Annotated in this window: 14 protein-coding genes and 2 pseudogenes; 9 read left to right on the top strand and 7 right to left on the bottom strand. The window is 42.0% G+C overall.

Annotation, left to right across the window (positions count from 1 at the left end; translation table 11 throughout):
* Window positions 1-2 precede the first annotated feature (2 nt).
* A pseudogene (locus FOV68_RS09330) lies at window positions 3-353 on the bottom strand (phosphatase); the annotation flags it as partial.
* Between the two features lie 77 nt (window positions 354-430).
* Between FOV68_RS09330 and FOV68_RS09325 the strand changes: the two are divergent.
* Window positions 431-637 (top strand): hypothetical protein, encoded by a 207-nt coding sequence (locus FOV68_RS09325; protein ID WP_143990661.1) that lies wholly within the window; start codon window positions 431-433, stop codon window positions 635-637.
* Window positions 638-802: 165 nt separating this feature from the next.
* Here FOV68_RS09325 and FOV68_RS09320 read toward each other — a convergent pair whose 3' ends face one another.
* The gene (locus FOV68_RS09320) at window positions 803-1,378 is read right to left on the bottom strand and encodes a methyltransferase (protein ID WP_255473650.1); all 576 of its coding nucleotides are present in this window, start codon (window positions 1,376-1,378) and stop codon (window positions 803-805) included.
* A gap of 56 nt (window positions 1,379-1,434) precedes the next feature.
* Between FOV68_RS09320 and FOV68_RS09315 the strand changes: the two genes are divergently transcribed.
* Window positions 1,435-2,721 carry a P-loop NTPase fold protein gene (locus FOV68_RS09315; RefSeq protein WP_143990660.1) on the top strand — a complete coding sequence of 429 codons (1,287 nt, stop codon included), beginning with the start codon at window positions 1,435-1,437 and terminating at the stop codon, window positions 2,719-2,721.
* Between the two features lie 329 nt (window positions 2,722-3,050).
* Here the strand turns inward: FOV68_RS09315 and FOV68_RS09310 are convergent.
* Window positions 3,051-4,197, bottom strand: a pseudogene (locus tag FOV68_RS09310) (IS3 family transposase).
* Between the two features lie 44 nt (window positions 4,198-4,241).
* Window positions 4,242-4,433 carry a hypothetical protein gene (locus FOV68_RS09305; RefSeq protein WP_143990659.1) on the bottom strand — a complete coding sequence of 64 codons (192 nt, stop codon included), beginning with the start codon at window positions 4,431-4,433 and terminating at the stop codon, window positions 4,242-4,244.
* Window positions 4,434-4,640: 207 nt separating this feature from the next.
* On the opposite strand from FOV68_RS09305, the gene FOV68_RS09300 reads away from it, so the two are divergent.
* The 7 genes from FOV68_RS09300 to FOV68_RS09270 all read left to right on the top strand — a co-directional run bounded on the left by FOV68_RS09300 (window position 4,641) and on the right by FOV68_RS09270 (window position 9,124).
* Entirely contained in the window at window positions 4,641-5,315 is a 675-nt protein-coding gene (locus FOV68_RS09300) for a hypothetical protein (protein WP_143990658.1), read from the top strand.
* Between the two features lie 15 nt (window positions 5,316-5,330).
* Window positions 5,331-5,771 carry a DUF488 family protein gene (locus tag FOV68_RS09295; RefSeq protein ID WP_143990657.1) on the top strand — a complete coding sequence of 147 codons (441 nt, stop codon included), beginning with the start codon at window positions 5,331-5,333 and terminating at the stop codon, window positions 5,769-5,771.
* On the top strand, window positions 5,768-6,358 hold the full coding sequence (locus FOV68_RS09290) for a DUF4326 domain-containing protein (protein WP_143990656.1): 591 nt from the start codon (window positions 5,768-5,770) through the stop codon (window positions 6,356-6,358). Before FOV68_RS09295 ends, FOV68_RS09290 begins: the two co-directional genes overlap by 4 nt.
* A 172-nt stretch (window positions 6,359-6,530) precedes the next feature.
* Entirely contained in the window at window positions 6,531-6,830 is a 300-nt protein-coding gene (locus tag FOV68_RS09285; RefSeq protein ID WP_143990655.1) for a hypothetical protein, read from the top strand.
* Entirely contained in the window at window positions 6,811-7,263 is a 453-nt protein-coding gene (locus tag FOV68_RS09280) for a hypothetical protein (RefSeq protein WP_186289726.1), read from the top strand. The genes FOV68_RS09285 and FOV68_RS09280 overlap by 20 nt, the downstream gene beginning before the upstream one ends.
* Window positions 7,244-8,062, top strand: coding sequence for a chaperonin (locus FOV68_RS09275; protein WP_143990653.1), 819 nt, complete (start codon window positions 7,244-7,246; stop codon window positions 8,060-8,062). The genes FOV68_RS09280 and FOV68_RS09275 overlap by 20 nt, the downstream gene beginning before the upstream one ends.
* Before the next feature lie 306 nt (window positions 8,063-8,368).
* Window positions 8,369-9,124, top strand: a complete 756-nt coding sequence (locus FOV68_RS09270) for a hypothetical protein (RefSeq protein ID WP_143990652.1) — start codon at window positions 8,369-8,371, stop codon at window positions 9,122-9,124.
* Between the two features lie 89 nt (window positions 9,125-9,213).
* On the opposite strand, the gene FOV68_RS09265 is transcribed toward FOV68_RS09270, so the two are convergent.
* The 3 genes from FOV68_RS09265 to ghrA form a co-directional block, all read right to left on the bottom strand.
* Complete coding sequence (locus FOV68_RS09265) at window positions 9,214-9,963, bottom strand: HNH endonuclease (protein ID WP_143990651.1); 750 nt, start codon at window positions 9,961-9,963, stop codon at window positions 9,214-9,216.
* A gap of 519 nt (window positions 9,964-10,482) precedes the next feature.
* A complete protein-coding gene (locus FOV68_RS09260) occupies window positions 10,483-11,220 on the bottom strand; it encodes a phosphatase (protein ID WP_039391669.1) in 738 nt (245 codons plus the stop codon).
* Between the two features lie 39 nt (window positions 11,221-11,259).
* Window positions 11,260-12,201 carry a glyoxylate/hydroxypyruvate reductase GhrA gene (ghrA, locus tag FOV68_RS09255; protein ID WP_143990650.1) on the bottom strand — a complete coding sequence of 314 codons (942 nt, stop codon included), beginning with the start codon at window positions 12,199-12,201 and terminating at the stop codon, window positions 11,260-11,262.
* Window positions 12,202-12,373 lie beyond the last annotated feature (172 nt).

Raw genomic sequence — 12,373 nt, 5'->3', positions numbered from 1 at the left:
AATTAAAAGTCAGCCAGTTCAGCAATATGTTTGCCGCTGCGCCGCTCCAGAAAGTCGAGCAGGCGACGCGGCGTGACATTTAACACCCGATCCTCAGGAAAATCCACCTCGCGGACGATGCGCAGGCAGTGATCGAAGTGACCCAGCGTAAACGCCGTGTGAGAATCGGAGCCAAATGCCAGCCGTCCACCGGCATCGCGCACGGCGGCGGCGATAGCCCGGCAGTTCGGTTCACTGCCCGGACGCGAATGGGTAAAGGAGGAGTTGTTCAGCTCCAGCGCCACATCATAGTGCGCGGCTGCCTCGGCGATAGCCGGGATATTGACCGGGAATTTCGGGTTACCAAAGTGATTTTCTACACATCAAAAATAAAGTATCATTTTCTCATACAGTATGTAAAATATTATTTTACAACAAGGAGATAGCTCTGATGACTACTGAAGAATTTGAAGAGATTTACCACCGCGAAAAATTTAAATATGTCCAAACTGGAAGGCGTGAAAAAGGTCATATGGGTCAGACTGAAATCTACTCATATGACATTATAGAAATTGCTACAGGTGAAACTGTTCGTGAAGCTACCTACACAGACCATATGAATGTTAAGGGATTCGCTACATCGCAGTATTGGGAATAAAAAAATAGCCCACAGTGTGGGCTAACTTCATGAGTACTCAACAGTAACTACTTCACAAAGAACGTTAGTACCATGCCACTGATCGCGAAAGAGACTGGTATCAATTCCACATCCAGCTTTAAAATTAAGCCCGGTTTGCTCTGTGAATGCCTTGTACTTTGTGTACTATCTTCGATCAAAGTAGTTGGCACCTGAATAAACGAATCCTGCTGATCCCTGTGGGACAAGCCATACGCCATATGGTGCAAGTGTACCTCCATGTGTGATCACCTTATATTCGAATTCTGATCCTCTGTAAGAGCCTGTAGAAATGTCTGAGGTATTGATCCTCCCGAATGGTGGATTGCCATATACAACGTTATAGAGTGTATCGGTTGTGTACTGAAGTGCATCACCACAAACCCATTCAGCCTCTGGTAATACCCTCTTTCCGATCAAGACATATTCTGGATTTAACTCAACACACGTAATATGTTCTGGATTGTGTCTATGATACTGACAAAATGACAACCGCCCTATTCCGGCACAAAGTTCTAAACACCTACCAGTTCTACCAGAGTCATTAGTAAAGTCCCATGCAAGATCGGCAGGTGTAAAGAAAGCACCGGTTCCTCCCACTCCATCACCCTGGTAGTTTTGAAGAATGAATTCTTTTTCATCGAAAGTTAAGATTTTATCTGAATGAACTAAATCCAAAGTTTGTTGATGTAGTTTAGTTTCTTGCTTTGGTAAACGAGCCATAGTATATACCTATAATAATTTATATAGGTTATTTATGACGATAAAAGGAAAACCCTATGAAACTGCTCTTAGATGAAGTGAATTACGGTAACGGCTTTAGAAATGGAAATGACTTATTTAATAGGCAAAAGTTAGGTTTACAGCTTCAAAGTATAATTAGAAACTCTGAGGATGATAGTTTAGTTATGGCAATTGATGACCAATGGGGAAGTGGGAAAACAACTTTCTTAAAGATGTGGGAAAATGAATTGATAACTGACGACACCCTAGAAGTTATCTACTTTGATGCTTTTAAAAATGATTATCAGCAAGATGCGTTTTTAGCACTGTCATCGGCGATTTATCCAAAAATTGAAAACGAAGATGATCGGCAGGAATTTTTAGAAGCTGCTAAAAATGTTGGGAAGTTTATAGTTAGAGCGGGTGCTAAAATTGGTATAAGAGCAGCCACCTTGGGTATAGTTAAAGATACGGACTTTGAAGGAATAGAAGATGCAACTAAGGAAATAATTGAGGAGCCTATTGAGAAGTTAATTGAAGAAAAGCTTAAAAGTGCTGAAAAAGAGGAAGAAATAATACAACACTTTAAGAGCACCATTACTGAATCTGCAAAAGATAAAAAAATTGTTTTTATCATTGATGAATTAGATCGTGCAAGACCAGACTTTTCTTTAGACTTGCTCGAAAAGATGAAGCATGTATTTAACACTAAAAACCTATTTTTCGTACTGGCTGTAAATAAAGATCAATTCCTACACATTATCAATAAAAGATATGGAAACATAGATTCGGAAACCTACTTGAGCAAGTTTGTTCATTTCTGGTTTTCTTTACCTCAAATAAAAGAACCATATACTAACGAATTAGCTACAATACCTGCTTTCATGAATCACCTATCAAATAGCATAAAAATAGATAATGAGTTCAGAGATACAATAACAATAATTAGTCAACTGCTAAAACATAGCAATGCGTCTTTACGAGACTGTGAAAGGTGCCATTCATTAATAAGGCTTATTATCGCAAGCGAGGTTCCTAGAAAGCAAGTATATCAGTACTCAATTGCAATTTTAGCTTTTATCAAAGTTAAAAAACCACAAATCTTTAAAGCCTATGTTAATAACGAGCTTAAGCCTGAACAATTATTTGATGCAATTAATATATCTAAATTAAATGAAACGACTGGTAGCTTTTCAAAAGCTATAATATTAACAGATTTGCTAGATGATGAGGCTTTAATTAAAGCCCAAGAAAATCAAGAAAGAGTTCTTAGAGATGACTGGCAAGAGCCAATCAAGGGCATGAGTGTGGTTTTACCATATTTTGAATCAGTTATAGTTTAAAATGTTCATAAACCTGCATCTCAATTTTAAACTTGGGATGCAGATTTAATTAGAGCTAATATATAAAACATCTGATTTGAGAGCACAGTATGTATTGAACAAAAATATAACATATAATTACCGCTAATTAATAGAATAATAATTCTAATAATATCCGATAGTGGGAATGAAAAAAGTACCAAACCAAAGTAATCAAGTATCGGTACTATAATGTAGTTATAGGCAATGATGAAAGCACATACATAACCCAAAAAACTACGCCAACCTTTACCCGCTTTAATCTCTTCTCGATTGGTTTCGTTTGCTGCTTCTGAATCGCCACTGATAATCTAGACACTTCCGAGCCGTTGATAATACTGGTTTTCATATTCTGTCGGTGACATCCGATCGCTAGAACCATGCCGACGCTTACTGTTATAAAACATCTCGATGTAATCAAAAATATCGCTGCGGGCTTCTTCCCGCGTTCCGTAGATCTTTTTCTTTATCCGTTCGCGTTTCAACAACTGGAAAAAGCTTTCTGCAACCGCATTATCGTGGCAGTTACCGCGACGACTCATGCTGCCCTCAAGGCCGTGTGATTTCAGGAACGACTGCCACTCATGGCTTGTGTACTGACTACCCTGATCCGAATGAACCAGCACCTGTTTTTGGGGATTACGCCGCCATACAGCCATCAGCAATGCGTTAGGACAATGTCCTTTGTCATCCGGGATTGCATTGACCAGCCGATAATTTTGCGTGAGAACAGATCAACAACCACGGCAAGATACAGCCAGCCTTCGTGGGTCCTGATGTAGGTGATGTCCGTTACCCAACGCTCATCCGGAGCATCCGGATTGAACTGTCGCTGGAGCCTGTTGGGCGACACGATACTGGCCTCGCCTTTACGTGCTCGCGGGCTCCGGTATCCGACCTGAGCTTTTATCCCGGCACGTTTCATCAGTCGCCAGACTCTGTTGACTCCGCACTGTTGCCCGGTATCCCGCAGATCCAGATGGCTCTTGCGATAACCATAGACGCATCCCGACTCCAGCCAGAACTGTTTAAGCTGTCCTGTCAGTCTCAGGTCTGTCTGATGGCGTTGTGAATGCGGCTGCTGAAGCCAGGCGTAAAAGCCACTGGGATGAACATCCAGCAACCGACAGAGCAGGCGAACAGGCCAGCAACAGGTGTTGTCACGGATAAAGGCGTACGTCAGTCGGACAGCTTTGCGAAGTACGCCGCGGCTTTTTTTAATATGTCCCGCTCGTCGGTAACCCGCTTCAGCTCTTTCTGGAGACGGCGAATCTCGGCCTGAGCATCTGACTATTCTTTATTATTGGAAGAATCCGGATCGTATTTCTTTATCCAAGCGTAAAGGCTGTGGGTGGTGATATCGAGACGTGTTGCAACGCTGGAAACAGAATAACCACGATCAACAACCTGTTTGACTGCTTCAATTTTTAACTCTTCGGGATAACGCTTACCGCTCATGGGCACCTCTCTTTAAGCCATATTAAATGACTCTGAGGTGTCTGTTAAACCCGTGGCGATTCAATTTGATCGCGTAGGTCTGTTTCTCGTAATGGTTTTAAAATATTCAGTACTACCCATGCTCTAATCTCATCTTCTGGTAGTGACATATCTAAACCGCGTTGGGTCCAGGATTGTCGTACTGTGGATTCATCGTATCCGTACTCTTTCGCAAGTTGATTCATTGTAAGTTTCATTGTCTTCTCCTTTTATTCGGTATTTATCAAAATGTGTCGGGACTGATCCTAAATCTCATATATAAAAAAAATAATTCACTGCGAAAACTCCCGATTTTCAAATCATGGACAAGAACCTAACGTTATAACATAACATTATGGTTGTATTGACATTTTATATTCCCAGGCTTATAAGATTACTCTCATTTACTTAAAGGGAACTTAATAATGCCAATTAAAGTCTTTGTCGTTCTTGCTAAGTCCGTTAAACATAAAAAGTTCTGCGTTGCAGGTAAAATCTACCTTAAGGGAAGTATTGGAGAATGGGTCCGACCAATAAACCCATTAATTGACAGTGATGCACTGACTTATAACAACATCGAGTACTCTTCAAAAAAACAACCTGAACTGCTTCATATTACTTCATTCAGTTTTTTAAAGAGCGAACCACATCCGATACAACGTGAAAATTACTCAATTGATCCGTCTTTTTATTGGGCGAAAGTGGGTGTTTTCGACAAGAAAAAAATCAATGATCTTTTAGATTATCCACAGACACTATGGAGAAATGGTTATTTTTCATATCATGGAGTGAATGATCGCTTTCATGTTTCATCAGTCACCTCCCCTATCCAGTCATTGTATTTTGTATATACTTCAAACTTACAAATACGGGTTAAGAAAGAAGGCATCGACTTCGGTAGTGATTTAAAGAGATTTAGAGGATTTTTCTCTTACAATAATGTTGATTACGCTTTTATTATTACTGACCCAAACGTTTACAGTGAATATGGTCAGTTGAAAGAAGGTACCTATGATGTTGGCGGGTGTTATGTTACTTTGAGTACAGCACCTCATACGGACGGTTATTGCTACAAATTTTTGACAGCAATCATTAAGTAAACCAAGGGTAATTATATGAAAGTATTTTCAATTGGCTTCACTGAAAAACCTGCTGAAAAGTTCTTTAACCTCATAAAAGCTCAGCCTGACCTGAAAACTTTAGTTGATGTGCGTCTTAATAATGTCTCTCAGCTTGCTGGCTTCGCTAAGAAGAATGACCTGAAGTACTTCTTAAAGGAACTGTGCAATGTGGATTATGTTCATTTACCTGATCTTGCCCCAACTAAGGAGATGTTAGACCCCTATAAAAAGGGCAATGTTTTATGGGAAGTTTATGAAGGTAACTTTCTGAACTTGATGGCAAAAAGAAACATTGAGCGTATTGAAAAATCAGTCATCGAAGATAGCTGCTTGCTATGTAGCGAACACAAACCCCATCACTGTCATCGCCGTCTTGTGATAGAGTACTTGAACAGCCAATGGGATACTGATTTTGAGGTTAAGCACTTGATATGATGAAAGTACTGATAATGTATCATCCTGACTTTGCATCAAGGGGAAAGTTTGAACGTAAAGTTTCTCGCATTTTTTCTAAGTCGAATGACTATCAAGTATTTTATTTTGAAGACCATCATAATCTGATCAGTCAGTTTTTTGCTGCTGATGTGTTGAACAAACTTGCTCTTGAAGTATTAGCTGACCCTTTCTCTGTTGACTTAACTCATGCTGTCATCTTTGATTCTGCATCAAAACCTGAATTAATTGTTCCTCGCGAAGTTCTATCTGAAAAAATACCAGTTCGATATATCAAAGATAAAATCACTTACGTTTCTAACAAAGATAGAGGTGAGCATTTCGACACATACTGCGGTAGAGGTACTCTCTGGGGTAATCCCTACGCTATAGGTGCTGATGGTGATCGTGATGAAGTAATAAGAAAGTTCAAGTATGACTTTGACCGCGATTATCTTAAAGGTGGCATCGAGTTTAAAGAAAAGCTTAAGGCATTAAGAGGCCATACTTTAGGATGTCATTGCAAACCTTATGCTTGTCACGGCGATGTACTGGCACAGTATCTTAATGAACTCGATGATGGTGAATAACTCACCATCATTTTAAGCCCTACCAGCAATGTGTATAGTACTGTTCACCGCTTTCAAGAACTCATGATTGGTCTGAGTACTTCCACGGCCTATAGTGAATTTATCGATTCTCATAGTGTTAACCATTTGAATTTCATTGTATTTATCATGTTTTGGGTTGAGGGAATAGACCATGTTTAGCAAAGCTTGGAAGGTTGTTAAGGAAATAGCGATTGGAGTACTGTTAGTACTTTCCTTGTGGTTGGTTATTGGTGGAGCCTATAAAAAGGATATTGGTAATCTATCTGATTGGATAAGTAGTATAAGTACTTTTTTAACATTAGTTGTAGCTTACATGGCGTATAAATCAGCTCCCAAGTGGTTACAGCAGAAATATGATGAAACCGCTTTTTCGATAGCAAGTCCTTTGATCGAAGAAAAAAATACCTTTAGCAAAATCAAGTTTAGAGATTTTGGAACTTGCTCTAAATGAACTATCAATATTGTATTATTCAATTTTCCCGGAAAATTCAGATGAGTCAATTGCACTCATTAAAGTCGAACTAAATAAATTATTTATTAATCATAGAAACGTTACAAGTGATCTTAGGAAGCTTGAAAGATTAAATTGGCATTTAATCAATCATAAAATTGAAGTAGAAGCTTTATCAAGCTTAAATACAATTCAGCACTGGTTGAATAAAACTCCCATGATAAATTATGAATATCAGGATAAGAGGGGGATTATTAAAAACTCACTGCCACCATTCGTACCTACTGATTATATTGAATTGGTTAATGAATTTAAAAAAGCGAATAATAGCATCATAAAATTCCATACTACATTTGAGGATAGCAACCCCTACAATTCTTATTTCAATTCAACTCGCAATAAAAAGGATAATAATGACTTCTTCATCGATTAGCGAAAGAATAAGACATGTTAGAATTGAAGAGGGTTATTGTTTGCTATGCGGTAAATTTGGCAAACTAAGCAAGGATCATGTTCCTCCAAAAAGTGCTATAACACTAACACCCATGCTTCAAAAAACCATTGCTGAATGGTGGGGTAATAACTCTGTCAAACCAATTGATGCAGTATCTGGTACAGTCTTTAAAACTATATGTAAGCATTGCAACAATCACGTTCTAGGTTCAAAAGATCAGTACATCTCAGATGTTACTAAAAACTTGACTGATAGACTGAATATGTATATCGCTCATGCAAATTCTATTTCAAACCATCTATCAGTACCCTTTAATTCAGTTGAGTTCACTAAGGCAATGCTTGGACATTTGATTGCGGCATCATCTGTTGACGAGTGCAAAGAACCCTTAGTTGATACGCCATTCTTCACTCCTCTTCGTAAGTACGTTTTAGGTGAAATAGAGACTTTTGAAGGTACTCATGATCTTTACTATTGGTTCTACCCTAAAAGAGCACAGATTACCGCTCGACATGTACTATTTCATAATAAGGGTCATAATTGCATATGCAGTGCTATTCATTTCTTTCCAATATCCTTCATAGTGACATTTAAAGGTGAAGGTACGTTTCCTGCCCAAGCAAAGAGATTAGAACTTAAAGATAGAAATCTCTATTTTGATGTTTCAATGGGAAACTCTGATTATGTTTCATTCCCATTTGTGCCGTTGAAAGGCGACACCATGGTACTTTTTAATTCTGGCTATACTTGTGTTAGCTACCCTTCGCCAGCTTCCTAAAAAGGATTCTTTCACTGACGTGTCGCAACTAAGAAAACGATTAAGCAAGTTCACCAGCAGTCAGATTCGCCGCCCTACATAAAGGAACTTTCAGTTTAACTATACAGTTATGTCCATACTAGCCGCCCTTTTAGAATAGCCTTTGCTTTGGAGAAAGCATGATCCTAAACAGCCATTCAGTATTGTAACAACATGTTATTTTATGATAATTTACCAAAGTCTTGAAGAATGCAAGTCAAGCTCATGTAACTGTTAACTCATCATCATAAATTTATTCTTTTGTATTTTTCAACTTTGAGATCTCAAATGAAAATAGAACTTTTTAATGTTAATGAATGGGCAGGCATTGATGATAAACAATTGCTTCACTTACTTAATGTAACTTACAACGCTTTTTCTTTGATGGTTGGAAAAGATCTAAAAAAAGACATCGTTGTAACTAACAACAAATACCCAACACCCCAAATAGACCATTTCACCAATAATAAAGAACCTTACAAAATTGATCTAACCATCCCTGATGGCTTTGATTGGTGCAAAATTATTTTTCAATTTTCACATGAAATCTGTCACGCATATTGCAACTTTAACGATGCACAAAAACACAGACAAAAATGGTTCGAAGAAGTTATTTGTGACGCTGCATCCTTTAGTAACTTATACAACATTTCTAAAAACTGGAATCTTCTAAAAGTAAAAGATGGCCTTCCTACTTGGTGTCATCAAAGTTATATAAAAGAATACATCGAAATTTTATTTTCACAATACAATACTGCTACAGGTCTCTCAGGAACACAAATAAACAAACACATCGATATTAATCTCGCTAATCTCGAGGCAAACAGCCTGCAGCGTAAGTGGCTCAGAGATGTTAATAGAGTAGTAAGTATATATCTGTGTGAAAACATCTTTTATAAAAGCCCGCCATCTTGGAAAGCTTGTATTTACTTAAACCGTTGGCCTGTTCCCTACAATGGTTCATTTGAAGAGTTCATTGATTCGTGGAAGACTCTCGGAGATAGACACGTATCTAAAATCATTCAAGCTTTAGAGCTAACCTAACTCAACCACACGTATTGAAGTTGACTGGAGTAATTTAGTGCATCCTAGAAACACGATGCACATTTTCTTATCGTTGCTAGCAAAGATATTTAAATTTTATGGGATCTCTCGCTTCTTTTCTGGTCAGACATAATACTTTTCAGGTTTTCAACTAACAGTACTTCACTCCCTCTATGTATCATTGCATGGCAATTTGGACATAAGGGGATCATGTCAACGATAGGATCTACCACATAGCCCTCTCCTACGGTGTGTAATGGTTTGATGTGGTGTACGTGGATGAAACCTTTACCGTGTTCGCCAAAGATTTTTTCGAAGTCGAAGCTACAACATTTACAGGTAGTACCGTGATGATCAATACAAGCTTGTCGAGCACGTGGATCACGCTCGTAAGCGTTAACAGTTACCTGCTTCTTTGCACCTTCTGCGTAGTTCTCAGGTGCGGGGATTTCATCGGGGAATGGATTTGGAAGGAAATCAGCATACCAGACCGTACCTTCTTTTCTCAGAAATCGTTTTTCAAGCTTCCTTTCGAAATCTTTAATTACCGCAACTTCGGGATTATCCGGGTGCTCTGAAAACACCATTTTAAATGTGTACAGTTCATAGCCTTCATGCACCAGTTGAATGTGTTCAAGTGCCTGAGCATATCCGAGTTGTTTTTTGTTATTTGAGTTGAACTCCCACTTCTCTCGAAGGATTACAGCCCTTTCCTGTTCACTCTCAACATCCCAAGAACCAAAGATCACCATCTTTTTGTCGTGATTAACAAATGACCAACTCCAAGTCCAGTTGCTACAAGTAGCCCCCTCTGACTGGATAAATTGCTTTCTGTTCATACCCATCTCCCTTTGAAGTATTTCTTTGTACCTACAAAGGGCCTAACCGATCCAGTTTTTTCGGGTGTTATGACACTTAAATGTTTATGAGGCGGGTGTTCACTTCGTCGGCTCTACTACGCGGCGATACTTGCCCAATCTCTTTGAAGTACTTGATAGTTGTTAAGTACTGTTTCTGTGAGTTCAACACGAACAAACAAGGCAACGCCGCGTAGTTACTCACGGAGACGTCAGGCCAAATCACTTGCAAAGTAAGTACTGATTAGTAGTAGATGGACAGTAAACGAACCTGCTTCCCGTGGATTAGTAACATCCCGGTGTTAATCATGTTTTCAGCCCCCTGAGGACATCTCCATTAAGAAGCGATTTTCTGATGTACCGATCACCACTATCGTCTGTACAGCTAAAACAGTCGGTTCAACTCGGGAACTCAGCCGCCAAAAAGATAATTCAGACCCACCGCTTACACCCGTTCCGTTGCAGGAAGTCTGGCAGCATGTAAGTCCCCGTCGTAATAAATTAAAAGTCAGCCAGTTCAGCAATATGTTTGCCGCTGCGCCGCTCCAGAAAGTCGAGCAGGCGACGCGGCGTGACATTTAACACCCGATCCTCAGGAAAATCCACCTCGCGGGCGATGCGCAGGCAATGTTCAAAATTTCCGAGCGTAAACGCCGTGTGAGAATCGGAGCCAAATGCCAGCCGTCCACCGGCATCGCGCACGGCGGCGGCGATAGCCCGGCAGTTCGGTTCACTGCCCGGACGCGAATGGGTAAAGGAGGAGTTGTTCAGCTCCAGCGCCACATCATAGTGCGCGGCTGCCTCGGCGATAGCCGTGATATCGACCGGGAATTTCGGGTTGCCCGGATGACTGATGATATGGACCAGCCCGCCCGCCATCGCGGCGATCATCGCATCCGTGTGATGCTTCCGGTCGCGCGGCGCATAAACCGGCTCGTGAAAACCGGCGACGATCAAATCCAGCGCATCGAGCATCGGGCCGGAACAGTCGATTTCGCCCTGCTGATTTTTAATATTGGCTTCGATACCGCGCAGAATACCCACGCCATCGATCACGCGCGGCCAGACGCGCATATTAATGAAGTGCCAGTAGTGCGGCGCGTCGGCCATGTCGGGGCCGTGATCGGTAATGGCAAACAGTTTCATGCCGGTTTGCTTCGCCTGAGTCACGTAGTCGTGCAGCGTGCTGTAAGCATGGGTGCTGGCGATGGTGTGCATATGCAGATCTACCGGATACATCCTCTTCTCCTGCTGATTGCCCCTGACGGGGCCGGTTCATTAATAGCCGCGCTGACGATCCACCCTGCCCTGCGGCGGCTCGCCTGCCTGGTCCTGGGTGATGGCGCGGGCGATGTAGTCGATAGCTTCGTCGATCAAGGTTACCGCCGCATTATGGGGCGTGATTGTGACGCGCGGATGTGACCAGAGCGGATGCGCTTCGGGCAGCGGTTCAACCTGAAAGACATCCAGCGCCGCCGCTTTCAGTTGTCCGCTATTGAGCGCGGCCAGCAGATCTTCTTCCACCACCTGCGCGCCGCGCGCGATGTTGAGGAAGAAAGCGCCGTGCGGCAGCTGCTGTAAAAAGTGGTGGTCGATAAGATTAATGGTTTCTTGCGTGCTCGGCAGCAGGTTGATCACTACCCGCGTCTCCTGCAGAAAGGCAGGCAATGCATCGCGACCGGCAAAGCTGGTCACGCCATCAATTTCTTTGGGCGAACGGCTCCAGACGCGCAGAGGGAATCCCCAGGGTTTAAGACTTTCCGCCACGCTCTGCCCCAGCACGCCCGCCCCCAGGATGCCGATAGTAAATTTTTCACGCGTGTAAGCGGGGAGCGGCTGCCAGCACTGTTGCTGCTGCTGGAGACGGTAATCGTCAAAACGACGGAACCAGCTCAGTACGCTATGAACCGCATACTCCTGCATCTGCCGCGCCATGCCGGTATCTTCCAGCCGGTACAGTGGCACGCTGTCGGGCAGCATCTCAGGGTTCTGCTGCAGCTGTTTCAGAATCTCGTCCACGCCGGCCCCCAGCGCAAAGACGCCGCGCAGGGTGGCGCGTCCTTGCAGCATCTCTGCAGGCGGCGAACGGACCAGCGCGTAATCAGCCGGACCGTTATCGCCTGGCTGCCAGGCACGCACCCGCGCCTGAGGCAGACGCTGTTGTAAACCGTTAATCCAGGCCGCTGCAGACTGCGACGGGTGATACCAGATGATCTCCATCCTGCTCTCCTTTTTTCTTTCAGCGTCAGGGAAAAGCGAGGTGAGAGCAAGAAAAAACCAGCGTAATAAAGCGGTTTTTTCCATAAAAATAATTCCCGTGGCTTCACATTTCCGGCTCGCTTCAGGGTGAAGTGTTCAGATAAGGTCTAAAGTTGGTCCTGTGGTCAATGCG

Origin of the sequence: Pantoea sp. paga (genome assembly GCF_007558755.1) — a bacterium.
GTDB lineage: Bacteria > Pseudomonadota > Gammaproteobacteria > Enterobacterales > Enterobacteriaceae > Pantoea > Pantoea agglomerans.
Note: the sequence above shows the minus strand (reverse complement) of the source record. Positions and strands in the feature narration are given on the sequence as shown.